30 protein-coding genes are annotated in these 26,838 nt (G+C 45.0%); 19 read left to right on the top strand and 11 right to left on the bottom strand.

Translation table 11 applies throughout. The annotated features are described in order from the left end of the window. Window positions 1–13: 13 nt before the first annotated feature. Entirely contained in the window at window positions 14–892 is an 879-nt protein-coding gene (locus tag WQ57_RS22765) for an NAD(P)-dependent oxidoreductase (RefSeq protein ID WP_420912412.1), read from the top strand. A 21-nt stretch (window positions 893–913) separates the two neighbouring features. Here the strand turns inward: WQ57_RS22765 and WQ57_RS22760 are convergent, their stop codons facing one another. Further along, window positions 914–2,071 carry an aminotransferase A gene (locus WQ57_RS22760; RefSeq protein WP_046525936.1) on the bottom strand — a complete coding sequence of 386 codons (1,158 nt, stop codon included), beginning with the start codon at window positions 2,069–2,071 and terminating at the stop codon, window positions 914–916. 143 nt (window positions 2,072–2,214) lie between these two features. Here WQ57_RS22760 and WQ57_RS22755 point away from each other — a divergent pair, with 143 nt between their 5' ends. Further along, window positions 2,215–2,673 carry a DinB family protein gene (locus tag WQ57_RS22755; RefSeq protein WP_046525935.1) on the top strand — a complete coding sequence of 153 codons (459 nt, stop codon included), beginning with the start codon at window positions 2,215–2,217 and terminating at the stop codon, window positions 2,671–2,673. Window positions 2,674–2,956: 283 nt separating this feature from the next. On the opposite strand, the gene WQ57_RS22750 is transcribed toward WQ57_RS22755, so the two are convergent. From WQ57_RS22750 to WQ57_RS22740, 3 genes are all read right to left on the bottom strand, one after another. Beyond that, on the bottom strand, window positions 2,957–3,424 hold the full coding sequence (locus WQ57_RS22750) for a YkyB family protein (RefSeq protein ID WP_046525934.1): 468 nt from the start codon (window positions 3,422–3,424) through the stop codon (window positions 2,957–2,959). A gap of 114 nt (window positions 3,425–3,538) precedes the next feature. After that, on the bottom strand, window positions 3,539–4,036 hold the full coding sequence (locus WQ57_RS22745) for a L,D-transpeptidase family protein (RefSeq protein ID WP_046525933.1): 498 nt from the start codon (window positions 4,034–4,036) through the stop codon (window positions 3,539–3,541). Window positions 4,037–4,123: 87 nt separating this feature from the next. Further along, window positions 4,124–4,990 (bottom strand): metallophosphoesterase, encoded by an 867-nt coding sequence (locus WQ57_RS22740; RefSeq protein ID WP_046525932.1) that lies wholly within the window; start codon window positions 4,988–4,990, stop codon window positions 4,124–4,126. 132 nt (window positions 4,991–5,122) lie between these two features. Between WQ57_RS22740 and WQ57_RS22735 the strand changes: the two genes are divergently transcribed. Together WQ57_RS22735 and WQ57_RS22730 are read left to right on the top strand one after the other, a co-directional pair. After that, window positions 5,123–6,337 (top strand): EAL domain-containing protein, encoded by a 1,215-nt coding sequence (locus WQ57_RS22735; RefSeq protein WP_046525931.1) that lies wholly within the window; start codon window positions 5,123–5,125, stop codon window positions 6,335–6,337. A 236-nt stretch (window positions 6,338–6,573) separates the two neighbouring features. Continuing rightward, the gene (locus tag WQ57_RS22730; protein ID WP_052948853.1) at window positions 6,574–7,290 is read left to right on the top strand and encodes a DUF3993 domain-containing protein; all 717 of its coding nucleotides are present in this window, start codon (window positions 6,574–6,576) and stop codon (window positions 7,288–7,290) included. Window positions 7,291–7,409: 119 nt separating this feature from the next. Here the strand turns inward: WQ57_RS22730 and WQ57_RS22725 are convergent, their stop codons facing one another. Together WQ57_RS22725 and WQ57_RS22720 are read right to left on the bottom strand one after the other, a co-directional pair. After that, window positions 7,410–7,649 (bottom strand): glutaredoxin family protein, encoded by a 240-nt coding sequence (locus tag WQ57_RS22725; RefSeq protein ID WP_420912411.1) that lies wholly within the window; start codon window positions 7,647–7,649, stop codon window positions 7,410–7,412. Window positions 7,650–7,659: 10 nt separating this feature from the next. After that, window positions 7,660–8,610 carry an MBL fold metallo-hydrolase gene (locus tag WQ57_RS22720; RefSeq protein ID WP_046525929.1) on the bottom strand — a complete coding sequence of 317 codons (951 nt, stop codon included), beginning with the start codon at window positions 8,608–8,610 and terminating at the stop codon, window positions 7,660–7,662. A 214-nt stretch (window positions 8,611–8,824) separates the two neighbouring features. Here WQ57_RS22720 and WQ57_RS22715 point away from each other — a divergent pair, with 214 nt between their 5' ends. From WQ57_RS22715 to WQ57_RS22675, 9 genes are all read left to right on the top strand, one after another. Further along, window positions 8,825–9,061 carry a YkuJ family protein gene (locus tag WQ57_RS22715; protein ID WP_046525928.1) on the top strand — a complete coding sequence of 79 codons (237 nt, stop codon included), beginning with the start codon at window positions 8,825–8,827 and terminating at the stop codon, window positions 9,059–9,061. Between the two features lie 121 nt (window positions 9,062–9,182). Then, window positions 9,183–9,623: a cyclic-di-AMP-binding protein CbpB gene (cbpB, locus tag WQ57_RS22710; protein WP_046525927.1), complete on the top strand. Its 441-nt coding sequence runs from the start codon at window positions 9,183–9,185 to the stop codon at window positions 9,621–9,623. Window positions 9,624–9,757: 134 nt separating this feature from the next. After that, window positions 9,758–11,206 carry an MDR family MFS transporter gene (locus tag WQ57_RS22705; protein ID WP_084820360.1) on the top strand — a complete coding sequence of 483 codons (1,449 nt, stop codon included), beginning with the start codon at window positions 9,758–9,760 and terminating at the stop codon, window positions 11,204–11,206. Window positions 11,207–11,208: 2 nt separating this feature from the next. Further along, window positions 11,209–12,096 carry a LysR family transcriptional regulator gene (locus WQ57_RS22700; RefSeq protein ID WP_046525925.1) on the top strand — a complete coding sequence of 296 codons (888 nt, stop codon included), beginning with the start codon at window positions 11,209–11,211 and terminating at the stop codon, window positions 12,094–12,096. An 81-nt stretch (window positions 12,097–12,177) separates the two neighbouring features. Then, a complete protein-coding gene (gene dapD, locus WQ57_RS22695; protein WP_046525924.1) occupies window positions 12,178–12,888 on the top strand; it encodes a 2,3,4,5-tetrahydropyridine-2,6-dicarboxylate N-acetyltransferase in 711 nt (236 codons plus the stop codon). Window positions 12,889–12,959: 71 nt separating this feature from the next. Further along, window positions 12,960–14,081 (top strand): N-acetyldiaminopimelate deacetylase, encoded by a 1,122-nt coding sequence (locus WQ57_RS22690; protein ID WP_046525923.1) that lies wholly within the window; start codon window positions 12,960–12,962, stop codon window positions 14,079–14,081. 9 nt (window positions 14,082–14,090) lie between these two features. Next, a complete protein-coding gene (locus WQ57_RS22685; protein ID WP_046525922.1) occupies window positions 14,091–14,543 on the top strand; it encodes a TlpA disulfide reductase family protein in 453 nt (150 codons plus the stop codon). Window positions 14,544–14,639: 96 nt separating this feature from the next. Continuing rightward, window positions 14,640–15,578 (top strand): DUF4349 domain-containing protein, encoded by a 939-nt coding sequence (locus WQ57_RS22680; protein ID WP_052948852.1) that lies wholly within the window; start codon window positions 14,640–14,642, stop codon window positions 15,576–15,578. A 76-nt stretch (window positions 15,579–15,654) separates the two neighbouring features. After that, window positions 15,655–16,311, top strand: a complete 657-nt coding sequence (locus tag WQ57_RS22675) for a potassium channel family protein (RefSeq protein WP_046525921.1) — start codon at window positions 15,655–15,657, stop codon at window positions 16,309–16,311. 114 nt (window positions 16,312–16,425) lie between these two features. Here WQ57_RS22675 and rnjA read toward each other — a convergent pair whose 3' ends face one another. From rnjA to WQ57_RS26375, 4 genes are all read right to left on the bottom strand, one after another. Next, window positions 16,426–18,093: a ribonuclease J1 gene (gene rnjA / locus WQ57_RS22670; RefSeq protein ID WP_046525920.1), complete on the bottom strand. Its 1,668-nt coding sequence runs from the start codon at window positions 18,091–18,093 to the stop codon at window positions 16,426–16,428. 3 nt (window positions 18,094–18,096) lie between these two features. Continuing rightward, window positions 18,097–18,309 (bottom strand): DNA-dependent RNA polymerase subunit epsilon, encoded by a 213-nt coding sequence (locus WQ57_RS22665; RefSeq protein WP_046525919.1) that lies wholly within the window; start codon window positions 18,307–18,309, stop codon window positions 18,097–18,099. 528 nt (window positions 18,310–18,837) lie between these two features. Continuing rightward, entirely contained in the window at window positions 18,838–19,392 is a 555-nt protein-coding gene (def, locus tag WQ57_RS22660) for a peptide deformylase (RefSeq protein ID WP_046525918.1), read from the bottom strand. A 131-nt stretch (window positions 19,393–19,523) separates the two neighbouring features. Next, entirely contained in the window at window positions 19,524–19,652 is a 129-nt protein-coding gene (locus WQ57_RS26375) for a YjcZ family sporulation protein (protein WP_084820356.1), read from the bottom strand. 206 nt (window positions 19,653–19,858) lie between these two features. On the opposite strand from WQ57_RS26375, the gene WQ57_RS22650 reads away from it, so the two are divergent. The 5 genes from WQ57_RS22650 (at window position 19,859) to lpdA (ending at window position 25,957) form a co-directional block, all read left to right on the top strand. After that, complete coding sequence (locus tag WQ57_RS22650) at window positions 19,859–20,524, top strand: YkyA family protein (protein WP_241481612.1); 666 nt, start codon at window positions 19,859–19,861, stop codon at window positions 20,522–20,524. A 473-nt stretch (window positions 20,525–20,997) separates the two neighbouring features. Next, a complete protein-coding gene (gene pdhA, locus WQ57_RS22645; protein ID WP_046525916.1) occupies window positions 20,998–22,113 on the top strand; it encodes a pyruvate dehydrogenase (acetyl-transferring) E1 component subunit alpha in 1,116 nt (371 codons plus the stop codon). A gap of 3 nt (window positions 22,114–22,116) precedes the next feature. Further along, window positions 22,117–23,094: an alpha-ketoacid dehydrogenase subunit beta gene (locus WQ57_RS22640; RefSeq protein WP_046525915.1), complete on the top strand. Its 978-nt coding sequence runs from the start codon at window positions 22,117–22,119 to the stop codon at window positions 23,092–23,094. A 94-nt stretch (window positions 23,095–23,188) separates the two neighbouring features. Then, a complete protein-coding gene (locus WQ57_RS22635) occupies window positions 23,189–24,544 on the top strand; it encodes a dihydrolipoamide acetyltransferase family protein (RefSeq protein WP_046525914.1) in 1,356 nt (451 codons plus the stop codon). 3 nt (window positions 24,545–24,547) lie between these two features. Then, a complete protein-coding gene (gene lpdA / locus WQ57_RS22630) occupies window positions 24,548–25,957 on the top strand; it encodes a dihydrolipoyl dehydrogenase (protein ID WP_046525913.1) in 1,410 nt (469 codons plus the stop codon). 44 nt (window positions 25,958–26,001) lie between these two features. On the opposite strand, the gene WQ57_RS22625 is transcribed toward lpdA, so the two are convergent. Then, a complete protein-coding gene (locus WQ57_RS22625) occupies window positions 26,002–26,397 on the bottom strand; it encodes a hypothetical protein (protein WP_046525912.1) in 396 nt (131 codons plus the stop codon). Between the two features lie 184 nt (window positions 26,398–26,581). Between WQ57_RS22625 and WQ57_RS22620 the strand changes: the two genes are divergently transcribed. After that, the gene (locus WQ57_RS22620) at window positions 26,582–26,824 is read left to right on the top strand and encodes a hypothetical protein (protein ID WP_046525911.1); all 243 of its coding nucleotides are present in this window, start codon (window positions 26,582–26,584) and stop codon (window positions 26,822–26,824) included. The last annotated feature ends 14 nt before the right edge of the window (window positions 26,825–26,838 follow it).

The raw sequence follows: 26,838 nt of genomic DNA, 5'->3' as shown, positions 1-26,838 counted from the left end.
GGGAGGAATTCATGTGCTAGAAAATGCTGTAGTCGGTTTTATTGGTACTGGGGTTATGGGGAAAAGCATGGCGGGACATTTGCTAAGTGCTGGTTACCCTGTGCATGTGTATACAAGGACGAAAGCCAAGGCGCAGGACCTGCTGGAGCGGGGAGCAAGGTGGGCGGAGACGCCGGGAGAGATCGCGGAGAAAGCCAATATCATCATTACCATTGTCGGTTTTCCTTCCGATGTTGAAGAGATTTATCTTGGTCAAGATGGCCTGGTCGCAAATGGGAAGGAAAATACATATTTGATTGATATGACTACTTCTACGCCAAGCCTTGCCCAGAAAATTCATGCCGAGGCCAAAAAGAAGGGTATGCATGCCTTGGATGCACCGGTGTCAGGAGGAGACATTGGGGCAAGAGATGCCAGGCTGGCCATAATGGTTGGCGGTGATGAGGAAGATTTTAAGCGGATTGAGCCTCTTTTGCAGCTTCTTGGCACCAATATTATTCTTCAGGGGCCGGCTGGGGCTGGACAACATACAAAAATGTGCAATCAGATTGCCATTGCTTCCAATATGATGGGGGTTATCGAATCGGTAGTCTACGCAGAAAAAGCAGGCCTTGACCCGGAAAATGTCCTGAAAACGATCGCAACTGGTGCTGCAGGCAGCTGGTCACTTTCCAACCTGGCACCTCGTGTAATCCAGGGAAATTTCGAGCCAGGTTTCATGATTAAGCATTTTATTAAGGACATGAACATCGCGCTTGAAGAGGCCGCAAAAATGAATTTGGACCTTCCAGGACTGGCTCTCGCCCAATCCCTTTACAGGAAGCTTGAAGAAGACGGCCTGGGTGACAAAGGCACCCAGGCGTTATATAAGTATTTTATGAAGTCCTTGTAAAAAGGAAAGAAACCGTTCCCTTTATTGTGGAACGGTTTCTTTCAAGTATCTTTCTAGTCGATTCAATCCTTCTGTCAAGGTCTCCATGGAGTAGGCATAGGATAGCCGGAAGTAGCCTTCACCCAGGTTTGAAAAAGCACTTCCCGGAACAACTGCCAGCTTGGCCTTTTCAACAAGGTCCAGGGCAAAGTCGAAGGACGAAATGTTCCCGACGGGATTTTTAACAAAGAAATAAAACGCTCCATCAGGCTTTATTACCTCAAGACCCATTTCGGTCAGGCGTTCATAAACGTATTCCCGCCGCTTTCCATATTGCTCCTTCATGGCATCAGCATCATTGATTCCAGACGTCAGGGCAGCTACCGCTGCAGCCTGGGAAACCGAGGAGGCACAGGCAACATTATATTGATGCACCTTTAGAATGTGCCGGGACAGATACTCTGGTGCAAACAGCATGCCGATTCTCCAGCCTGTCATGGAATGTGATTTGGACAGCCCATTGATAACGATGGTCTGTTCACGGAGAAAGGATGCAATGGACACATGCTTTTTTTCATAGGAAAGTTCGCTATAAATCTCATCTGCAAGGATAAAAATATCCTTTCCTTTAACCAGGCTGGCGATCTCCTGCAATTCTTCTGCTGTCAAGCCGACACCTGTAGGGTTGGATGGATAAGGCAGAATGATGCACCTGGTATTTTCAGTGAGATGCTTTTTAATAATATCGGCAGTAAATCGGAACCCGTTGCTTCGGATATCCGCATAGACGGGTCTGGCACCGCATAGTTTAATAATCGGTTCGTATCCCGGATATACAGGTCCAGGAAGGATCACTTCCGTTTCTGGCTCAAGGATTGTGCGGCATACGATATCGATTGCCTCGCTTGCCCCTGAAGTAATGATAATTTCCGTTTCCGGTGAGTAGGCAGGGCCATATTTCTCTATGTAAAAATTGGCGGCTGCTTTTCTGAGCTCCAATAAACCTGCATTATGTGTGTAAGTCGTTTGGTTTTCGTCAATGGCCCTTTTCCCCGCTTCCTTTACATGTTCCGGGGTATGGAAGTCTGGCTGGCCGATTGTGAGGGACACCATGTTTTCCACGCCGGCAACCATATTGAAGAATCTGCGGATCCCTGAAATTTCGATTTCTTTTACCTTCTTGTTGATTAAATGTTCCACTATTCAAAATCTCCTTCAGTAAATTATGTCTATTGTACCATGCAATTCAGGAACACTGTAGAGTCTTGGGTTTAACTCTTAAAGTTTCTCCCGGAAGGCCCTTCGCCACACTGTGATTAAAAATTTTATGGAGGTTGATATGAATGAATAAAGAAGAAATGAAAAGGCATTATATTGAATTTATATTCTGGGCCGAACAGATGGGCAGCGTTCAGGAGGAAGAATGGAGATCACCGATTGAAGAAGGAAAGTGGAGTGTGGCCGCTGTGGTCACTCATTTGTTATTTTGGGATAAGTTTTCTTTAAAAGAAAGGTTGCCGTATTTTAAAGAAGGTGCATCCCTCCCTGCCTATCCAGACTTCCAGGAGGTCAATGATGCCGCCAGGGCGCATGCTGTAAAACATGAGAAAAATGATATGATTGAGGAATTAATCAGGGTTCGTCGACAATACCTGGATATGCTTGACAGCCTGACACAAGCTGATCTTGATATCCGTTTTGCCATCGGTAATAACAGCATGACAGTAAGGGATTATTTCATGGATTTCATTAAGCATGACCGCCATCATCAGACGCAAATCGATAAAATTTTAAGACGATAATACTGCTTTTGGGATAGGGAGAGAAGCTTGATAGGAATAATGGGATGCCATTCGGACAGCTTGGGCAAGGTACGATAGGTCGAGTCCGAAAAAACCTCGCATACGGACAAGCCAGGTCGTGAACCGCAGGATGGAGTCCAAAAAGAGGGTCTGATTCGGACAGCTCGACCCTAAAAGCAGAAGCTCCGGTCCGAAAATTAATGTCTGTCCCTCTGCAAACTAAAGAAGACCAAATCAGGCGGATTTGGTCTCGGTGGATGCCGGAACTCACGCCCTGCCGGTTTTAAAAGTAACTTTCGCCAAGTTTTTTAAACACTGGCTTCTGATACTGTGATTTCTTTTTACCAGGCTGCGGCTGGTCGTCCTTAAATCCCGTATAAGCCATAAGCAGTTTTTTTGCCTGTGTCAGCGACAGGTTTGCTTTTGGGTTTCTGACAGAATGATCCAGGCTCCCCAAGTGCGGAAGGGACTCAAAGTCCGCTTTTGTAGGGGGAATATGGAACGTGTACTGTGCGCATTCGACGAGCACGTCTGATTGCTGCTGGCTTTTTCTAGGATTTTGGGAAAAATGAAGACCTATCTTTTTAGCCTTACCTTCCCGAAGCAGTTTTTTTATGGCCTCGTGCTTAAGCTGATACAGCTGTTTTGGATTTGGGGCAGTCTTGGCATGGCGATTGACGATATAGATAGCCTGGGAGAGGGTTTCAATTGTTGGTCCGGGCGGGGTATATCTGTTGCTTTCCCTGTTCAATGTATGGGCTCCTTTCCTGGTTCATGCGGTATAAGCCTATTATACCCCTAAAATTACCAGATGAAAAACCGAAACTCACAAAGATTCCTGGATGCGTCCATCACACGCTGCCATTTAGGGTCTTATAGTTACCCTGGTGCCATTGGGAACAGTCCGCGCCAGTTCCAGTACATCTTTATTGAACATCCGAATGCACCCTTTCGAAACGGCCTTGCCAATTGAGGAAGGATCATTTGTTCCGTGGATGCCGTAGCCCTTTTTGGAGAGGGAGAGCCACATGACACCAAAGGGGCCGCCGGGGTTGGGTTCGCGATTGACAATGATATAGTCGCCTATAGGGGTGCTGGTGAGCATTTTGCCAGTGGCAATAGGATACGTTTTTATGACTCTTCCGTTCCGGGAAAGGGAGAGAGTTTTGGAACCAACCGAAACATAGATGGAATAAGGAATGGACTGGGGCTCAGGCAGCCCTGGAATACGTATCCTCTGCCCGGGATAAATCGCACCCGGATTGGTTATTGAGGGATTTGCCGCCAGGATTTCCCGCAGCCTCCGCCGGTAATTGCCTGCAATCATGTTCAATGTTTCTCCAGCTTTAACAATATGAATCATAAAAATCCCGCCTTCCGCTATAGCTCATGATTTAATTTATGCCTCCCCTCTTTTTTTCAACACAAAAAAGCAGCGTTCGCTGCTTTTTCAGACTTTTTCTAAAGTGAACAATGTCAGTTCCGGTTTTGAAAAAAAGCGGAAAGGGAGCCTTGTCGTGCCAAGCCCGCGGTTTACATAGAGCTTCATTTTATTGGTCCCAACTTCATAAAATCCTTCCGGATAGGTCTCGGCATGGGGCGGGGTCACCAGCGGACCGTAAAAAGGTATTTGAACCTGGCCGCCATGGCTGTGCCCGCTTAATTGCAATTGGATGTTATAACCTGCAGCCGAATCGGCCAGGTCAGGCGCATGGGAAAGGAGGATTTTGAAGGAATCTTGTGGAATACCTTGTATGGCAGCTGCAATGTCAGGCTTCCCGAGCATGCTGTCATCGACACCGGCAATATGAATGGAACTGCCATCCAGGAGGGAAACCGGCCGAGCTTCATTTAATAGCAAAGTGAAGCCTGCTTCTTCCATGATGCGCTTATAAAGATCGGAGCCATAACCACCATGGTCATGGTTTCCATAAACTGCATACTTTCCCAACACAGCTCTTAAGGAAGAAAGCATCCCTATGATTTGAGCCGCATCTCCATAACCGTAAGGATCATCGATCAAGTCACCCGAAAAGAGGATAAGGTCCGGATCAAGGCTGTTGATCTTTGTAACCAGCTTGCCCAGCTGTTCAAGTGTATACTGGAATCCAACATGGGTATCGCTGAATTGGACGATTTTCAAGCCGTCAAACCCAGGAGGCAGAAGGGGGCTTTGGATGGTATGGCGGGTAATTTCCAGAAGTTTAGGCTCAATCTCATGGGCATAGTAATAGCCGCCTGCACCTGCTCCTCCAATGGCGATGAGGCCGCCAAATATTTTTTTAAGAAAAGACCGTCTGGTCATGTGTGTGGACATAGCAAAGTACCAACCTATTTAAAAATGTCTTAATAATACTATCAGACATTCACATAAAATAGAAGTATAAGTAAAATGGAAGTTAGGGACAAAAGAGTGAGTAATAAAAGGGACAAATCGGGGAGAGGTTATATGGATGCTCTGGATATACTGACAAACAAAGATCGTGTCTTTCCTTTTTTTCAGCCAATCTTTAGTGCAGATGAACACCGGGTCACTGCCTATGAAATCCTGGGGCGTTTCCAGACCGACCAGGGACCAGTGAGTCTGGGCCCCTTTTTCCAGGATCAGGATATACCAGAGGAATACAAATTGGAAGTGGACCTTGCGATTTTGGAAAAGGCATTTGCCAAGGCTGAGGAACTGGACGGGGAGTTTTTGTTTTTTATTAACCGTGATGCAGAATTATTGCTGCAGGATGAAGAAGAAGGACTATTGAAGCTTATTTTATCTTATGAGGATAATGGATTGCGCCCAGACCAGATTGTACTTGAAATTTCAGAACGAAATTATGGGGGAGAATTTGAGGATCTGAATCATTTGATTCAATATTACCGAACATTCGGAATCAAAATCGCGATTGATAAAATTGGCAACGACAGCAGCCACCTTGACCGCATCAGCCAGCTGGAACCAGACATTCTAAAAGTGGACCTTCAGGTATTGAAATCTACATCAGCAGGACCCAGCTACCGCAATATCCTTTTTTCCTTGTCACTACTGGCACGCAAGATAGGAGCGGCTCTCTTGTTTGAAAACATTGAAACAGCCTTTCAGCTTCAGTTTGCCTGGAAAAATGGAGGCAGGTATTATCAGGGATATTACCTGAAACCGCCCCATGCTGAATTTGTTGACAGGAACCTCCTAAAAGAACGGTTGAAAGCCGAGTGCCAGGGGTTTATTTTGTCAGAAAAGAAAAAGCTCGAAAATTTATTTGCGCTGAGCGAAGAATTTAATTCAAGGATGCAGGAGCTGTTAAACCGCAACCGTAAAGCTGAAGATTACAGGCATTTGCTGGAGGTGCTGGCAAAGGAACTGGATGAAATGGCCTTCAGGATGTATGTTTGCGATGAAGATGGCTTCCAGAGGTCACCCAACTTCTTTAAAAAGGAACAAGGCTGGGCCATGCAGCCGGAATACCTGGAAAAGAACTGGAGCTGGCGCCCCTATTTTCTTGAAAATATCATCAAGATGAGGAAGGAAAAGAAAGGGATCTTGTCTGATCGTTACAATGATATCGAAACTGGGGCGACAATCAGGACCTTCTGCCTTCCAATCGATTCGAAACATTTCCTGTTCATTGACCTGGAATCCAGCTACCTAAATAACCGTGAAGGGTTATTTTGAACAATTCATAAAAAAAGCCTCCTACAATAGGGGCTTTTTTTCATTGGGAATATTTTGCAAAACCGGTAGCAGCCTTAAAGGTGTTTTTCCGCAAATTATCTTGGGTAGAAAAGAATATACAGTCAAATGCTGTCAAAGAATGAAAGTATTTAACGAACGATTCCTTTCATATCCATAATTTAGAATTGCTACAATGAAAGGACTTAGCGAAAGAAAGAGAACAAGGGGGAGAGAAAATGGGCAGACTTGTAAGGTTTTTGCTACCATGCTTATTATTTTGGGGACTGGCGGTTCCTCTCCAGGCAAGTGCCAATACACAGCCGGATCGGGAAGAGGTGTTCTCCATTCTTGAATCTGCGTTTGAAGCTCAAGTGTCACTTAGTGAAAAAGTCCGTACATTGGCTGAGGTCGACGATGTCCTCAATCCGTACTTTACCGAAGAATACAAACAAATGTTTTTGGAAGAGAATCTAGTTGAGGAAGATGGTCATTATTTTACATATGGCTCTGATTTTGCTCTTTACTATATCCCTTTTTATCAATTTTCAGAGGAAACAAAAGTTGTTGCCATAGGGGACAGCCTATACATAGTCGAGCATTTTCCGGCTACAGAGGATGGCCCTGTCTCTTATGAAAGCCATTATGAAGGAGTCCAGCTGGTGAATGAAGATGGGAGCTGGAAAGTCGCTGCCTATTGGTATGACGATCTGCCGGCAGAAGTGATGGAAGAGGCCTACCCTACATCCAGTAGTACAGACATCGATACAGGCAAAAACCTTCTGGAAACAAACCAACTGCTTAATGGAGGCAAATCTGACTCTAAAACAGTCATATCGAAAGCCGCTTCTTTTCCCTTATTGATTCCAAGCCTGACAGAAAAAGATGCCAAGGAAGAACCCATTCACCTTTCATTCGGGATGGGGCCTTTTGGCTATCACATCCAGCTAAGATAGGATGGCTTTACGAAGCCGTCGGGTACGTCCGCAAGGGGGCGGAATCAGGCTGCACAGGAAGACATATGCAAGAACCAAAAACGAAGCGCTGATGGAAGGCGCTTCGTTTTTGTATGAGGCTATTCAAGGCTTAACGCTTTTTTTAATTTTTCCAGTTCAAATCCGATGATTACTTCATTGCCAGCTACAACGGTGGGTGTTGAGTATGCTCCATAAACCTGTGTCAGCTCGTTCCTTGCTTTAGGATCGGATGTAATGTTTTTTTCTTCAAAGTCCACCTGATGATCCTTTAAAAACATTTTGACGATTTGACACGGAGGACAATCGTTCTGGGTATATATAGTTATCTGTGACATCATGCTGCCTCCATTATTTTTTTCTGGTTAGGTAATCGATTAGGCCCATCGAACTTATTTGAAGGTCGAGAGAGAGAAGTTCAAAAATAGGGTCATTATCATTCAGCCCGTTTTCAAGCAATTGATTTTTGACTCTCCCATAAAGCTTTTGTGCGGCAAGATTCGTCCTTTCCTCAAAATCACTGCCTTCACTAAAGGCAGTCTCTGCGGTGGAACAGAATACTTCCAGCCAATATTTTACCTGGCTGTATGCTTCCTCTGGGTGTTCCGACATGCCGAAGTGTCCAAAGAAAAGGCGCTCTGCCTTTAGCTGTTCAAAGGTTTCTATTGAGTAAAGCATTTTGTCGGGATCAAATTGATTGGGTGAAGTGGAAGGGATATACAATTCAATCCCTCTTCGAGCAAGCTGAGGATAATATATGCCGATTGTATCTCCACTGAACAATCCTTTTACCCCTGGATGAAAAATGCTGAAATGATGGTTGGCGTGCCCGGGAGAATCATGGAATGTCAATACACAATCTTCACTGATTTGTAGCGTTTCACCATCAGCCTTCACCAGAATATTTTCTTCAGGAACAGGCAGGATGGGATCGAATAATGCTTCGAATTTTTCCCGATAGACGGCTTTTGCGCTGGTGATTAATCTTGAAGGGTTTGCTAGATGGCGTTGGCCCTTTGGGTGTACAACGATTTTTGCATTTGGACAATATGTAAGCAACAGCCCTGCGCCGCCTGAGTGGTCGAGGTGTATATGGGTAACGATGATGTATTTTATGTCTGAAGGTGCAAGACCAAGGTCTTTAAGGCCAGCCAGTATATGCGGGACGGATGGGCTCGCGGAGGTTTCAATGAGAGTAATGTCATCCTCCATCAGCACATAGCTTCCTGTCCGCTCCTCCATACCGAGATCGTGACCATCGATTAAATGGATTTTTTCCGTCAGCTGCATAGGTTTTCCCAATAAAATTCGCTCCCTTCAAAGGTTTTGCTTGTACAAATGCCTGTCATTATTTTATTCTGTTAATATTGGCATGTAAAGGAATAGGACTGGACAATTCAGAATTTATTTCGTCAGGCATAGAAACATGTCAAAAGAGAACCCTATTGTTAAATCTGATTTATGAAGATTAGGAAAGCGCCGCATTCGCTTTTTTAATTTTGAAAGGAGAGGAACTATGTCACAGCTTCAAGGTATTATTACACGGTTGAAGAGTCTTCAGGAAACGGCTGCCAGCGGAGAACCTGCCCAGCGTTTTTTTGAGGTAAACGGCGAGCGAAAGTGCCAGGTAACGTATCACCCAAAAACAGAAACGTATGAACTGGAAGTTTACAATGAGAAAGAAAAGCCAAAGAAATACCAATTTGACAATATTGATATGATCACCATTGAAATATTCGATCTAATTCAATAAAAAGGGGCCGTGATGGCCTCTTTTTTACTTAGTCGCTGAAAGCGGTTAATATAACGACACCGCCGAAGAAAGTGTGATAAAATAGGGATGATAGAAATCCATTCTAGGGAGTTTTTCGACAATGCCTTCTCAACAAAGTGGAGAATTTTTACAGATGAGTATTAAAGACTTGTTAATATCTGCTGAACGTGTGGCTCATGTGCAGATTGGAAACAGCCTTGAGCATGCACTGCTAGTGTTGACCAGGAGCGGATATACAGCTGTTCCGGTATTGGACCCGCATTTTCGGCTGCATGGCCTGATTAGTACACCAATCATTATGGATTCCATTTTGGGAATTGAACGCATAGAGTTTGAGCTGCTCGAGCGGAAACGGGTGGAAGAAGCTATGAATAAGTCCATCCCGAGAATCAATATTAACGCGACGCTTCAATCTTCTCTTGGGCATCTGGTGGACCACCCATTTTTATGCGTGGAAGATGATGATGGGCTTTTTGAAGGAATTCTTACCAGAAGAGCCGTGCTGATGCAATTGGAAAGGTTCCAGCTTAACAAAGGATAACTGCAGCCCCCGGAAAAAGCGGGGGCTTCTTTTTTCACATGGAATGAGGTGATTAGGTGAGGGGGAAACAGGATATCGCACGTTCTTCAAAGCATCAGCTTCAGACAAAAAGACCGCTTGTCCTGGCTGCCGTCATGCTGGCAATGTTCATGGGAGCAATCGAGGCAACGATTGTTTCAACGGCCATGCCCGCCATCGTCGGGGACCTGGGGGGCTTCTCGCTGTACAGCTGGGTATTTTCAGCTTATCTCTTGATGAACGCGGTAACAGTCTTGATTTATGGGAAGCTATCCGATTTGTTTGGGAGAAAGCCAATCCTCATTTTTGGAATTATCATTTTTCTTATCGGGTCGATCCTTTGCGGTTTGGCTCCCTCCATGGAACTCCTTATCCTTTTCAGGCTGATACAGGGTTTTGGTGCAGGTGCTGTTACTCCAGTGGCAACAACCATTGTTGGAGATATATACACAAAAGAAGAAAGGGCCAAAATACAAGGGTACCTATCCAGTGTATGGGGCATCTCAGCCGTCTCAGGACCGGCAATTGGGGGGCTGCTGGTCGAATTTGTCAGCTGGCGCTATGTTTTCTGGATCAATATTCCCCTCGGCTTCCTGGCAATTGCGGGAATTTGGTTCTTTCTGCACGAAAACATTGAAAAGAAAAAGCGGTCCATTGATTATCGCGGTGCTGTATTGCTTACATTCGCGATAAGCAGCTTTATGGTATTGCTTGTCGAAGGCGGGGTACATATATCCTGGACATCTGTCCAGGCGGCTGCCCTCATGCTGGTCAGCACGGCAGCCTTCATACTGTTTGTTCTAAATGAACGAAAAGCGGTCGAACCCATGATGGACTTCAGCATGTGGGGGGTGCGTCCCATTTTCATTGCCAATATTACCTCGCTTGTCACAGGGATGATGCTGATTGGCATATCCAGCTTTCTTCCCGCGTTTGTCCAGGGTGTCATGGAAAGGTCGCCAATTGTTGCTGGATTTACCTTAACGGCGATGTCAATTGGCTGGCCGATTGCCTCAACGGTTTCAGGCTGGCTGTTATTGAAGATTGGCTTCCGCACGACTTCATTACTCGGAGGAGGGGCCCTCATTATCGGCAGCCTCTTGTTTGCCACCCTTTCTCCTGAGGGAGGACCGCTGTGGGCAGCGGCCGGATCGTTCGCGTTTGGGGTGGGAATGGGTTTGACCAGCACGGCTTTTATTGTGTCCATTCAAAGCACAGTTCCATGGGAGCAGCGTGGTGCTGCTACAGCAGGGAATATGTTTATGAGAAATCTCGGAAATACGATAGGAGCCGCTCTTTTGGGAGGAATCCTCAACAGTGTGCTTCAGAGCCATTTAAAGGATAAAGGGGACTTGGGGATAGGTGAAATAACCATTGACTCCATGAATATGCTTCTGAATGAGAGCGAAAGAAGAGCCTTGCCTGTTGATGTGAAGACATTGCTGCAGGAAGGGCTGACGGGCGCCCTGCATACTGTTTACCTTGTTTTGGTCATATTCGCTGTAATCAGTCTTGTGCTAATGGCTTTCCTGCCGAAAAAAGAGGTTGAGCCTAGGGGGGAATAAGTATGTCGTCTTTGTCCGAGTTCCATTTGCTCTCGATTCTTGCTCAGGAAATGAATATGAGAAAGGCCGCCGAGCGTCTTTTCGTGTCCCAGCCAGCGCTATCCCAGCGCTTGCAGACGATTGAAAAGGATTGGGGAGCAAAACTGTTTATCCGTTCACAGAAGGGGCTTTCCCTAACCCCTGCAGGCGAGATTGTCCTTCAATTTGCCCAGGAGATGCTGGCAAAGGAAGAAAAGGTGAGGGAAGCGATTTCGTCGCTCGATGCAGAGGTATACGGGACTCTGAAAATTGCTGTCGCCTCCATTGTTGGCCAAAATTGGCTCCCGCAAGTACTGAAAAAATTTGTCAGCAGGCATCCACAGGCGAAGATTTCTTTAATTACAGGCTGGAGCAGTGAAATTGCCAAGGCGCTTTACGAGGACCAGGTTCATATCGGGATCATCAGGGGGACACCGGACTGGAAGGGGGTCAAGATTCACTTGTTCCAGGATACGTTAAACCTTGTCGATACCGAGATCATGAGGCCGGAACAGGTGCTGGAAACGGATCGGCCCTTCATTCAGTTCAAGAGTGATTCAAATTATTATCAGGAAATCCAGGATTGGTGGCTGCGCAACTTTCAAACTCCTCCCAAAAGAACGATTATTGTCGATCAGATTGAAACATGTAAACAAATGACTTTTAACGGGATTGGGTACGCCATCTTGCCTGAAATCACCCTTAGCGGCGGTGAAGAAAACATCTTTAAAATCCCTCTTCTTGATGAGGATGGGAAACCTATTAAACGGGATACATGGCTGATAGGGTATGAGTCGGCCTTTCAATTGAAACAGGTTCAAGCCTTTATTGAAATTATCAAGGAACATTTGGAAAGTTCGACAGATTCATAAAGCAATTTCTTGTGTAAAGCAGTTTAGTTTGGTAAAGTAATTTTTAGCTGAAAATACATAATCCTAATGGAGGTACTTCAAATGAAAATGATGGACGCAAACGAAATTATCTCTTTCATTCAGAACAGCAAAAAGGCAACACCTGTTAAGGTGTATGTAAAAGGAAATCTTGAAGGCCTGGATTTTGGCTCCAGTTCCAAGACATTCATCTCAGGAAACAGTGGTGTAGTATTTGGTGAATGGGCAGAAATCAATTCTGTGCTTGAGGCTAACCAGGATAAAATTGATGAGTATGTGGTGGAAAATGACCGCAGAAATTCCGCTATCCCGCTTTTGGATATGAAAAACATCAAGGCTCGAATTGAGCCAGGCGCAATTATTCGTGATCAGGTAGAAATTGGCGATAATGCGGTCATTATGATGGGTGCTTCCATCAATATCGGTGCTGTAATCGGGGAAGGCACAATGATTGATATGAATGCTGTCCTTGGTGGACGTGCAACGGTCGGTAAAAACTGTCATGTAGGAGCAGGGGCTGTCCTTGCAGGCGTCATTGAGCCGCCTTCTGCAAAGCCTGTAATTGTGGAGGATGAAGTAGTCATCGGTGCCAATGCTGTTGTTTTGGAAGGTGTAACAGTCGGAAAGGGTGCTGTTGTTGCTGCAGGAGCAATTGTAGTGGACGATGTACCGCCAAACACAGTGGTTGCAGGAATACCTGCGCGTGTGATTAAGGAAATCGATGAGAAAACCAAATCAAAAACGGAAATCAAGCAGGAACTGCGCCAGCTTTAAGTTTGGTGTATGGAATGTTTTAAAAGCGCGGAGTATATCCGCGCTTTCTTTCTAGGCAAGGAGGCTCTCAAGTGGATACATTTATTAATATCAGAAGGGATCTTCATCAAATTCCCGAGCTCGGCTTTCAGGAATATAAAACCCAGTCCTATTTGCTGGAATATCTCCAAACTCTTCCTCAGGAACGGATGGAGGTTAAGACTTGGAAAACAGGTGTGTTTGTAAAAATCAAGGGTCTGAACCCTCGTAAAACGGTGGGATATCGCGCCGATATCGATGGCCTGCCAATTACTGAAGAAACAGGACTTGAGTTCAAATCTGTCCATGAAGGCAGAATGCATGCCTGCGGCCATGATTTTCATATGAGTATCGCCCTTGGGTTGATCCACCATTTTGTCATGTATCCTGTTCATGACAATCTGCTGTTTATGTTTCAGCCTGCCGAGGAAGGCCCTGGTGGGGCAGAGCCAATGCTGAAAACGGATATTATGAAGGAATGGAAGCCGGATATGGTTGTGGCTCTTCATATTGCCCCGGAATACCCGGTAGGCACGGTTGCGCTTAAGGAAGGATTGCTCTTTGCCAATACCTCGGAACTGTTTATCGATCTGAAGGGAAAAGGCGGGCATGCTGCCTATCCCCACAAAACGAATGATATGGTCATTGCCGCTTGCAGCCTGGTCACCCAGCTTCAAACGATCGTCTCCCGGAACGTTGATCCACTGGACAGCGCTGTTGTCACAATCGGGAAAATCACTGGCGGTACAGTCCAGAATATCATTGCAGAGAAGGCAAGGATTGAAGGCACGATCCGCACGCTGTCACCTGAGTCAATGGCAAAAGTCAAGCAGCGGCTGATGTCCATTGTCCGTGGTATAGAGGTCGGCTATGAGTGTGAGGCAGAAGTGGATTTTGGCGCCATGTACCATCAGGTCTACAATGAACCGGTGTTAACCAGGGAATTTATGGAGTTCGCCGGGAATATGGGACAGTTCAAGGTAGTAGAATGCAAGGAAGCCATGACAGGAGAAGACTTTGGGTATATGCTGAAAGAGATTCCTGGCTTCATGTTTTGGCTGGGAGTGGACTCAGGCTTCGGCCTTCACCATTCGAGGCTTAATCCAGACGAAAAGGCAATCGGGTCGGCTATTTCACTTCTTACATCGTATATCCAATACAAGTGTTCAAGCTGAGGTGTGAAAATGAAATTACGAGAACCAATGCCTGAACTGACTGGAGCATCGGAATGGCTGAATGGAAAAATGACAAGGGAAGAGCTGATAGGCACTGCACCTGTCCTTCTCCATTTTTGGTCGATCAGCTGCCGCCTGTGCAAGGAGGCAATGCCCCAGATCAACGAGTTTCGCGATAAATTTAAAGGCAGGCTCAATGTGATTGCTGTCCATATGCCAAGGTCCGATGATGATCTAGACCTTGAAGAAATTAAAAGGGTTGCGGCAGAGCATGATATCACACAGCCAATCTTCATAGACAATGACCGTCATCTGACAGACCGCTTTAAAAATAAATATGTGCCTGCTTATTATCTATTTGATAGAGAAGGCAGGCTCCGTCACTTCCAGGCTGGGGGCAGCGGAATGAACATGCTCGAGAAGCGGGTGAATCTGGTACTGGATGAACTTGAGCGAATTTAATAAAAATAAAAAAGCAGGTCCAATGGACCGCTTTTTTTATTGGTAACTTTAACCTGTTTCACACGTCATATTAATAAATGAAATGGGGTGTGGTGCATGGAGGGAATGAGAAAAGTACTGTCTTTTCTATTTGTTTTGCTGTTTTTGGCTGGATGCAGCGGCATGGGACAGTCCGAAAGCAAGATGTCCGAATCAAGGGACAGTGCAGTGGAACAAGCGGAAGGAGAAATGTCAGTCCAGGATAGTGATTCCAGCATGAAGAATGAAAAGGCCAACGACGAGGGCCGAACCTCTGAAGGAGCAGGGATGGAAACGCTGGCCGAGGAACGGAAAGTAATTTATACAGCTGAAATCCACCTTGAGGTTAAAGACATAGGCAAAGCCCAGAAGGAGTTCGAGGGTAAGGCATCTGCCTACGGGGGATACATAGTGGAGTCCAATGCAAACGCACATGAAAATCAGCGCAGCGGTACGATGACTTTCAGGGTTCCTCAAGAGCATTTTTCATCATTTATCTCTGATGCCGAGAACGCAGCGGCAAGGGTGGCTAACCGCCATGTAAGCGGCCAAGATGTTACAGAAGAATATGTCGACCTGGAGGCAAGGCTGCGCTCCAAAAAAGCTGTGGAGGGAAGGCTGCTGAAATTTATGGAAGATGCCGAAAAAACGGAAGACCTTCTTAAGATTTCGTCTGACCTATCTGCTGTCCAGGAACAAATCGAACAACTGCAAGGAAGAATCAAATACCTGCAGAACCAGACTTCCTACTCGACCGTCACCATTTTTATGGAGGAAAGCCCGCATGTGATGGCTAAAAGCGATCTTAATCTCTGGCAAAAGATCGAAAAGCAGTTCGCGGTCAATATAAATGTGCTGCTCTCCATTATGTCAGGCCTTATCGTTATGCTTATTGGAAATTTACCAATATTGTTCATGCTGACATTCATTTTGGCTTTGGTTTGGGCCGCTCTCAGAAGAAGAAGAAAAGGCAGGAATCCTTCAGGAGCGCCCATAGAACAGCAGCCACCAAATTAACGGATGAATATCCCTATTGCTTAAGGGGACGTTATGCTAAGATAGGACTGTAACTGGATTGTTTGGGGGGAACGATATGAAAAAGGAATTTGCTGTAATTGGTTTAGGCCGCTTTGGCGGCAGCATCTGCAAGGAATTATCCGAGCAGGGTGTCCCTGTCATGGCAATAGATAATAACGAGGAAAGGGTCAATAAGTTTGCAGCTATCGCCTCTCATGCCGTTTGTGCTGATACAACGGATGAGCAGGTGCTTAAAAGCCTGGGAATCCGCAACTTTGACCATGTGATTGTCGCCATCGGCGATAATATCCAGGCAAGTATTTTAACAACTCTAATGCTGAAGGAACTTGGGGTAAATAAAATAACGGTTAAAGCCCAAAACGATTATCATGAAAAGGTGCTGCGCAAAATTGGCGCTGATTTTGTTGTCCATCCGGAAAGGGATATGGGAAGGCGGATTGCACATAATATTGTTTCCAATAACGTGCTCGATTACCTGGAGCTTTCTGATGAACACAGCATTGCGGAGATTGTGGCGAGCAGCAAGCTTGGCGGCCATTCAATCATTGATTTAAATATTCGCGCCAAGTATGGAATCAATATTGTAGCTATTAAAAGGGGAAATGATATCCTTGTCTCTCCCCAGGCAGACGAATTGATCCAAACTGGTGATATTCTTATCATCATTGGTGCAGACACAGATATCAACCGTTTTGAAAAGAAGGCATTGTAAGAAAAGCGGAAGCGCCCTTTGGTACAACTTTTACGCGTGTGCCATCTTCTCAGCTTAAACGAGAAAAGTGCCGCACAGCTGTGCGGCACTTTTTTTATGGCTGAAAGACACAAATTACACTTCCATGATGATTGGCAAAATCATTGGGCGCCGCTTTGTTTTTTCGTACAGGAACGGTGCAAGCGTATCGGTGATCTCGTTTTTGATTTCCGACCACTGTGTCGTTTTTCTTTCCATCACTTTGTTCAGGTGCTTTGTAATTAGGCTTTGGGCATCATTGATAAGATCTCCTGATTCTCTCATATACACAAATCCTCTGGAAATCAAATCAGGGCCCGCTGCAACTTTAAAGTCCTTCATGTTGATGCTGACGACCACAACGACAAGTCCTTCCTCGGACAGGATCCTCCGGTCGCGAAGGACGATATTTCCGATGTCGCCAATCCCGCTTCCATCGATATACACGGAACCTGATGGAATCTTTCCGGCAACCTGGGCTTCATCATTGCTAAGGGCAAGCACATCGCCATTATCCATGATAAAGCAATTTTCTTCTGGTACTCCACAGTCGACTGCCAATTTGGCATGCATCTTCTGCATCCTGAACTCGCCATGGATTGGCATGAAGAATTTTGGGTTGATTAGCCTGAGCATCAATTTTTGCTCTTCCTGCCCGCCATGCCCGGATGTATGGATATCGCTGAGCTTGCCATGGATGACTTCCGCCCCCGCACGCGAGAGCATGTTGATTGTCCTGTTTACACTGATTGTGTTTCCAGGGATTGGGGAAGAAGAAAACACCACGGTGTCTCCAGGAATGATTTGAATTTGCCTGTGCGTGCCATTGGCAATTCGTGAAAGAGCGGCCATTGGCTCTCCCTGGCTTCCTGTGCAGAGGATGGTTACCTGGTTGGCAGGCAAACGATTGATCTGCTGATGGTCAATGAAAGTATCCTTGGGTGCGCGAATATAGCCGAGCTCCTGTCCGATGGTGATTGCTGCTTCCATACTGCGTCCAAAGACAGCAATCTTTCTGCCATTGGCTACCGCTGCTTCAGTCACTTGCTGCAGACGGTGGATGTTGGAGGCAAAAGTGGCAAAGATGACTCTTCCGTCCACTTTTCGAAAGATGTCATGGATGGTATTGCCTACTTTCCTTTCCGACATGGTGAAATTTGGCACTTCGCTGTTTGTGCTGTCAGAAAGAAGGCAGAGAACGCCTTCTTTCCCAATTTCGGCCATTTTAATCAGGTTGGCTGGCTCGCCGACCGGTGTAAAGTCAAACTTGAAATCCCCAGTATGGACAATCTGTCCAGGAGGTGTCTTAACCACAATCCCATACGAATCGGGGATGCTGTGGGTTGTCCTGAAGAAAGTAACGGATGTTTTCCGGAACTTGATCACATCGTCTTCCTTGATTTCAATCATTTTTGTCTGGCGAAGCAATCCATGTTCTTCAAGCTTGTTGCGAATTAAACCGAGGGCAAGCTTTCCGCCATAAATCGGTACATTGATCTGCTTCAGCAGATAGGGAATGCCGCCAATATGGTCCTCGTGGCCATGGGTAATGAAAAGACCCCTGATTTTATCTTCATTTTTCACAAGGTAGGAGTAATCAGGAATCACATAATCGATTCCCAGCAGCTCATCCTCGGGAAATTTAATGCCGGCGTCAATTAGGATAATCTCATCCTGAAACTGGACAGCGTAGGTATTCTTTCCGATTTCACCCAGTCCGCCCAGGGCGAAAACAGCGGTCTGGTCATTTTTAACAAATTTCATATTTTAATCATTCTCCAATACTTCAAAATATTCTTTTTGCTGTTCATATTCAAGATAACTACCCTCTACAGCCTGTACATATTCAATATTATAGGGGCGGTTTTTAAGCTTAGTCCGTACTTCCCTTTCCGACCCCGCTTCAATGTACAAAGTTTTGGTCTTTTCTCTTACTGGGACTTCTTTGATTTCTTCCTGATAGTAAACTTTAAAAATCATCAGACTCTCTCTCCTTATTGTCATCGCTTTTTTATTTATGAAATTTAACATTTATAATCGTATCCCATAACCTGTTTGAATAGCTTCATCCCGTTATTTTCCACTTAAACAAATGTACAATAATGAAGGAGCCCTTCGCAAGTTTGAAGGGCTCAAAATTTTTAAGCGATAGTTTTTTTGCGAAGCATATCTTTCCACTGTTGCAAGAGCTTGCGTCTTAGCTTCTTTAACATAGTGGATCATCTCCTTACTTCTTATTTTAAACCATCCTTGTCCAATGTAAAGCAAACAAGGAAAGTTTTGCCGAATTTTAACTGAATTTCTTTCTTTTTATCTATATTATATGATAAAATTAGAGATTTTATTGTGTGTTACAGGTTATTTCATAAATATGTTGGATTTTGAAAACGGTCAAGTTCTCCTGTGGCCGGCCCCTTTATTAAAAATAGTATGAACAGCATGTAGAGTCTTCATCCGGGAAAGGGAGGCGCAAAGAAAAAAACCTGCAAACTTTTTGCAGGTTTTTTCTTATCTTTCAATAACAGTGGCGTTTTCAATTTCAGCAAAAGGGTTTTGTTTGTTAATGTGATCATAGAACATGATTCCGTTCAAGTGATCAATCTCGTGCTGAAAAACGATGGCTGGCAGACCTTTTAAACGCAGTCTGATTTCCTTTCCTTCCAGGGTCGTTCCTGTTACGGTCACTCTGGCATATCTTGGGACATATCCGGGAAAAGGTTCATCAACAGAAAGACATCCTTCCCCGCTTTTTAAATAAGAGCGTTCGACTGAGTGGCTCACGATTTTCGGATTGAAAATTCCGTAGCTGTACAGTTTGTCCCTGTCATCATGAACATGAACAGCAATCATTCGCTTGGAAACATTTATTTGCGGTGCAGCCAGTCCGATTCCGGGACGAAGTCCATATTTTTTTGCTATTTCAGGGTTTTGGCTGTTTATCACATATTGGAGCATTTCCTGAAGTATTTCATGACTTTCATCTGATGCAGGCATCTGTACAGGTTCAGCGACTGTCCGCAGGGAGGGATGGCCATCCCGTACGATGTCGTCCATAGTCAACATATTAAGGTTCACCTCAAAATCAGTATATGTACACCTTAGTCTAACAAATGTCACTTAAAAAGATAAAGCAAATTCACAGGAAATAACCGCTGAAAAGGAAGATGCAAGAGCCGCATCTTCCTCAGCTAAAATTACTTCCAGCAGGCACAGCCTACAATAATAAGAAGGATGAACAGCACGACGATGAGGGCAAAGCCTCTGCCAAAACCGCCGACGTATCCTGGATAGCCGCATCCATAACCATATCCGTATCCAAACATAAAGGAAAACCTCCCCTTCTTTTTTTCGCCCTTAGCATGGCGATTACTATAAAATATGAAAGCACGGTCAAAGTGTATGGGCGGATGCCCATAATCAACGTATTCCCCGAAAGTATTTGGGTTGGCGGGACGGACTGGCATTCCCAAGGTTGTCAAAATACGCTAAAATCGATATAGTGAAATGGAAGCTGTAAGGAGGTCGTAATTTGCCAAACTATCGAAAAATCCTTGTTTTTATTATGTTAATTTCCCTCGCTGCTTTTGCGGCTGGATGCATGAACCGGCAGGATCCTGCGGAACAAATTTTCACCAAGCTTGAAGAAGTGGTCCAGATTGAGAAGACCTTTGAGGAGCAGCAGGAGCCTCTTGTGAAACTGGAAAAGGAAGAAAAGGAACTTTATGCAAAAATCATTGAATTAAATATGGATCAGCATGACGAAATTGTCCAATTGGCAGATGAAGCCATTACCATTGCGGATAAAAGGAAAGAGCATCTCGATAAAGAAAAGGAAAGCATGGAAGAATCAAAGGAGGAATTCGGCGGAGTAGAAGGAATTGCTGAAAAACTCGAAGACCCTAAGCTGGAAAAGCAACTGGCGGAACTGCAGCAGCTGATGCTTGATCGCTATGCCATCCATGATGAACTCTATAAAAGCTATACAGACGGGCTGTCCTATGACAAAGAGCTTTATGAACTTTTAAAGGATAAAGACCTGACCATCGAAACTATTGAGGAGCAAATCAACAAGGTAAATGCTGCTTATGATGAGGTTCTCTCGGCCAATGAACGCTTTAATGAAAAAACAGACCAGTATAATAAAGCTAAGCTCTCATTTTACGATGCTGCAGGGTTGAAGGTGGAGACGGAATAATATCAATATAATATTTTTGTTCTTTTATATCGTGAGTATCGGTTCCGTAATGGGACCGATGCTTTTTTTATATCACGGCTTTGAAAGAAGGAAGAAAATTAAAAATGATACAGTTATATTATTTTTATAGTACAGTTTGTTCGAAAAGGATGCTTCCGAGGTGCGAAAATCTGGAACATTGTATTTGACGGGAGCTTTTTGGATATTGTACACTAAGGGACGTGAGAGTTGAATGTGTATCATTTAAGTTTGAAAATAAGATAGTACAGCCAGCAGGACGCCTTGTGGCACAATTGGTTAGTTTGTGACTGCCGTTTCTGTGGAAAACTACATAGTGGTGTGGACGCTGCACCAGTGCTGAAACTTTAAGATGTATTTTCAACTCCCTGATGAAAAATTCACCGCTTTTGGGTACGCTATATCTGTATAAAAGATTAATTAATGTGATTAGGAAAGGAAGAGGTGACTTTTAGATGGCATCTAAAACAAAAAATACGATGGCTGACTCTGTAAAACAGCTTGAGCAAATTCAAGATGGATTTGAAACATTGCAAATCCTAAACGAAGAAGGGGAAGTTGTAAATAAAGCCGCTATGCCTGACTTGGCGGACGAGCAGCTTCAGGAATTAATGAAGAGAATGGTTTATACAAGGATTCTCGACCAGCGTTCCATTTCCCTGAACCGCCAGGGACGCCTTGGTTTTTATGCTCCGACTGCGGGACAGGAAGCTTCCCAGCTTGCATCCCAATTTGCTCTTGAAAAAGAAGATTTCATTCTTCCAGGCTACCGTGATGTTCCGCAAATGATCTGGCATGGCCTTCCGCTATATCAGGCATTCCTGTTCTCACGCGGCCACTTCCACGGCAACCAGATCCCTGAAGGCGTAAATGTGATTTCTCCGCAAATCATCATTGGTGCGCAGTACATCCAGGCTGCTGGTGTTGCCCTTGGTATGAAAAAGCGCGGCGCCCAGTCTGTCGCGATTACTTATACAGGTGACGGAGGAGCTTCTCAAGGAGACTTCTACGAAGGCATCAACTTTGCTGGTGCATATAAAGCTCCTGCCATCTTCATTGTTCAAAACAACCGTTTTGCCATTTCTACTCCTGTTGAAAAGCAGTCTGCTGCCAAGACGATTGCCCAAAAGGCTGTTGCAGCCGGAATTCCTGGAGTCCAGGTTGATGGAATGGATCCTCTTGCTGTTTATGTTGCAGTCCGCGAAGCCCGTGAACGTGCCGTGAACGGTGAAGGTCCTACGCTTATTGAAACCCTGACTTACCGTTATGGTCCTCATACAATGGCTGGGGATGACCCAACACGCTATCGTACAGCTGACCTTGACAATGAGTGGGAAAAGAAAGATCCGCTTGTCCGTTTCCGCAAATTCCTCGAATCCAAGGGAATCTGGAACGAGGAAATGGAAAATGAAGTAATTGAAAAAGCAAAAGATGATATTAAAGATGCCATTAAGAAGGCGGACGAACAGCCAAAGCAAAAGGTGACCGACTTGATGTCCAACATGTATGAAGAAATGCCGAATCACCTTCAAGAACAATATGAAATTTATACAGAGAAGGAGTCGAAGTAAGCCATGGCTCAAATGACAATGATTCAAGCAATTACCGATGCATTGCGCGTAGAACTGCGCAATGATCCGAATGTCCTTGTCTTCGGGGAAGACGTTGGAGTAAACGGCGGGGTATTCCGTGCAACGGAAGGACTGCAAGCTGAATTTGGGGAAGAGCGGGTATTTGATACGCCCCTTGCCGAGTCCGGCATCGGCGGGCTCGCAATTGGCCTGGGCCTGCAAGGCTATAGGCCAGTAATGGAAATTCAGTTCTTTGGTTTTGTCTATGAAGTAATGGATGCAGTCGCGGGACAAATGGCTCGTATGCGTTATCGTTCCGGCGGAACTTACACTTCTCCTGTAACGATTCGTTCCCCATTCGGCGGCGGCGTACATACGCCAGAAATGCATGCTGACAGCCTTGAAGGTCTTGTTGCCCAGCAGCCTGGACTTAAAGTGGTCATCCCGTCCACACCATATGATGCTAAAGGTTTGCTTATCTCTGCGATCCGCGATAACGATCCGGTTGTATACCTTGAACATATGAAGCTTTATCGCTCATTCCGCCAGGAGGTTCCTGAGGAAGAATACACCATTCCATTGGGAGTAGCGGATGTAAAGAGGGAAGGTACGGATCTTTCCATCATTACCTACGGTGCTATGGTTCATGAGTCCCTGAAGGCTGCAGAAGAGCTTGAGAAAGAAGGTCATTCGGTGGAAGTAATCGATTTGCGTACCATCATGCCATTCGATATCGATACAATCATTGCTTCCATTGAAAAAACCGGCCGTGCGATGGTCGTCCAGGAAGCTCAAAAGCAAGCGGGCATTGCAGCGCAAATTGTTGCTGAAATTAACGATCGTGCAATTTTAAACCTTGAAGCACCAGTGCTTCGTGTTGCCGCACCTGATACCGTTTATCCATTCTCACAAGCGGAAACTGTATGGCTTCCGAATTATAAAGATGTAATTGAAACAGCTAAGAAAGTTCTTACATTCTAATAACACTTAAAAAAATCAGTGGTCTCTTTTCAGCCCCCCATTGGATGGGGCTGGACAGACACTTACGTTTTTATAACTAGGAGGGTGATTTTTAGTGTCATTCCAATTTAAAATGCCAGACATCGGTGAAGGCATTCATGAAGGGGAAATCGTTAAATGGTTCGTAAAGCCTGGCGATAAAATCCAGGAAGACGATGTCCTTTGTGAAGTTCAAAATGATAAAGCGGTAGTAGAGATTCCTTCCCCAGTGGCAGGAACAGTTGAAGAAATCCATGTAGAAGAAGGCACAGTTGCTACTGTTGGACAAACCCTGATCTCTTTTGACGCACCAGGTTATGAAAACCTGAAGTTTAAAGGAGATGAAGAAGAAGCACCAGCAGGGGATGCCAAGACGGAAGCACAGGTTCAATCCACAATGGAATCCGGACAGGACCTTAAGAAGGAAGAAGCAAATGCTCCGGCAGCTCAGGGAGCAACGGGTGCAGGAGCGGCTTCAGCTCCAGAAGCTGAAGCAGACCCGAACCGCCGCGTAATCGCAATGCCTTCAGTGCGTAAATACGCACGCGATAAAGGCATCGATATCCGTCTTGTTTCCGGAACTGGCAAAAACGGCCGTGTTCTAAAAGAAGACATTGACAACTTCCAAAGCGGTGGAGCAGCGGCAGAGGCGCCAGCGGCTGCACAGCAGCAGGAAGCACCTGCGGCAGAAGCAAAAGCACCTGCAGCTCAGGCAGTTCCTCAAGGACAGTATCCAGAAACCCGCGAGAAGATGAGCGGAATTCGCAGAGCCATTGCCAAGGCTATGGTGAACTCAAAGCATACAGCTCCGCATGTTACATTAATGGACGAAATCGATGTAACCAAGCTGGTTGCTCACCGCAAGAAATTCAAAGAAGTTGCTGCACAAAAAGGAATCAAGCTTACATTCCTTCCATATGTGGTAAAAGCATTAACAAGTGCGCTGCGTGAATACCCAGCATTGAACACTTCCCTTGATGATGCGACTGACGAGATTGTTCACAAGCATTACTACAACATCGGTATTGCGGCTGACACTGAAAAAGGTCTTCTTGTACCAGTGGTAAAAGATGCTGACCGAAAGTCTGTGTTCACTATTTCAAACGAAATCAATGAACTTGCAGTCAAAGCACGTGATGGCAAGCTGGCTCCAGATGAGATGAAGGGTGCTTCCTGCACAATCTCAAACATTGGATCTGCAGGCGGACAATGGTTTACTCCTGTCATCAACCATCCTGAAGTAGCCATTTTAGGTATTGGCCGCATTGCTGAAAAAGCCATTGTTAAAGATGGAGAAATTGTAGCTGCTCCGGTATTGGCTCTATCACTAAGTTTCGACCACCGCATGATCGACGGTGCAACAGCGCAGAATGCAATGAATCATATCAAACGCTTGTTAAACGATCCAGAACTATTGTTAATGGAGGCGTAATAAATGGTAGTAGGAGATTTCCCAATTGAAACAGATACTATAGTCATTGGTGCAGGCCCTGGCGGATATGTGGCAGCGATTCGTGCTGCCCAGCTGGGCCAAAAAGTAACAATTGTCGAAAAGGGAACGGTTGGCGGAGTTTGCTTGAATGTCGGATGTATTCCTTCAAAGGCTCTTATCTCAGCTGGCCACCGCTTTGAGAATGCGAAGCATTCTGAAGGCATGGGGGTTATTGCCGAGAATGTTACATTGGACTTCTCTAAAGTCCAGTCCTTCAAGGAAAGTGTCGTCAAGAAATTGACAGGCGGTGTTGAAGGTCTGTTAAAAGGAAACAAAGTAGATATTGTAAGCGGTGAAGCCTACTTTGTGGATGCTAATACCCTAAGGGTAATGGATGAAAATTCAGCGCAGACTTATACGTTTAAAAATGCAATTATTGCAACTGGATCCCGTCCGCTGGAAATCCCTGCGTTCAAGTATTCAAAGCGTATTCTTGATTCCACAGGTGCATTGAACCTTCAGGAACTGCCAAAAAGCATTGTTGTAATTGGCGGTGGCTATATTGGAACGGAACTTGGCGGAGCTTATGCAAGCTTCGGCACGAAAGTGACCATTCTTGAAGGCGCGGATGAAATCCTTAACGGCTTTGAAAAGCAGATGTCTTCATTAGTAAAACGCAACCTTAAGAAAAAAGGTGCTGAAATCATTACAAAGGCCCTTGCTAAAGGTGTGGAAGAAAAAGAAGATGGCGTTGTTGTTACTTATGAAGCCAAAGGCGAAGAACAGAAGATCGAAGCGGACTATGTGTTTGTCATGGTAGGACGCAAGCCGAATACGGATGAACTTGGCCTTGAGCAGGCAGGCGTAGAGCTGACCGATCGCGGAATCATCAAAATTGACAAGCAATGCAGAACGAATATCAGCAACATTTATGCTATTGGGGATGTTGTCGAAGGTCCGCCGCTAGCCCATAAAGCTTCCTATGAAGGTAAAATTGCGGCAGAAGCCATTGCAGGCCATGCGTCTGAAATCGACTATCTGGGAATCCCTGCAGTCGTATTCTCAGACCCTGAATTGGCATCTGTTGGCTATACAGAAGCACAGGCGAAAGAAGAAGGCCTTGATGTCGTTGCTGCAAAGTTCCCATTCGCAGCCAATGGCCGTGCCTTGTCCCTTAATGAGTCGGACGGTTTCATGAAGCTCGTGACACGCAAGGAAGATGGCTTGATCATTGGTGCCCAAATTGCAGGCGCTGGTGCTTCAGATATGATTGCCGAGCTTGGCTTGGCCATTGAGACTGGCATGACAGCGGAAGATTTGGCTATGACCATCCATGCACATCCTACCCTTGGCGAGATTTCAATGGAAGCAGCCGAAGTTGCATTGGGTAACCCTATCCATATCATTAAATAATGAATAAAAAAAGTCCTTCCGTACAGGAAGGACTTTTTTATGTCTTAGCGGCCCTGTTGGGCTATGTTATCCGAAAGCGCTTGTGCCAATGGCTGGATGATTTTTTCCTTAGATACAATACCATCAATTTTAAGCACCACTTCGTCCTCGAAGAAAACGAGTATGGCAGGGCTTTCCTTCACATCGAACAGCTTATAATATTTATCTGCATTGTCCCCGGAGAGAACCATCATATTGTTAATTTCATTTGGGAAGTCACGTTTAAGTTCAATAATGGCATCATAGTAGGCAACTTCGTGGCTGTAATCTTTTTCATCAGAGAAAAAGACAATCTGCTTAATTTCATTATCAATATTCAACTCTTCATAATCCCCAACTGTATTGCACGAAGAAGAGAATAGCAGGAAGGAAGCGGCTAAAATAAAAGACAATACTTTCATTCATCTGGCCTCACTTTTTCCGGGAATGGTTTTATGTTCATAAGTCAAAGTCATTCTATCACAGCAATATCGGTAAAAGCCTGATGTCACTCAAATGTTACAAAAATGAAAAATAACGTGAATTTTCATTCATATAATAGATAGGGGGCCATTAAGGATACAGATTAAGAACGGGGGGATCAGGTTGAAATACTATTATGTTTTGATGCTGCAGCTAATCATTTGGAGTGCCTATAGCCTGATGGAATGGCTTTCCCAGCATGATCACCCAATTTATAATGGCCTCATGTTTTTAGTATTCTTTTATTTGTCGAATGTAATTGGGAATGCAATCATAAAGTCAGCCAAAAAAACATTGTTGGCCACTGTTGCGAGCCTTGGCTTGTATTCCATATTCCATATGGCACTGGCAATTTTGCAAATCTGACGATAAGGGCGAGT

The organism is Mesobacillus campisalis, from assembly GCF_000986785.1.
GTDB lineage: Bacteria > Bacillota > Bacilli > Bacillales > Cytobacillaceae > Mesobacillus_B > Mesobacillus_B campisalis.
The sequence above is the reverse complement of the archived record's forward strand: the minus strand, read 5'-3'. Positions and strand labels throughout refer to the sequence as shown.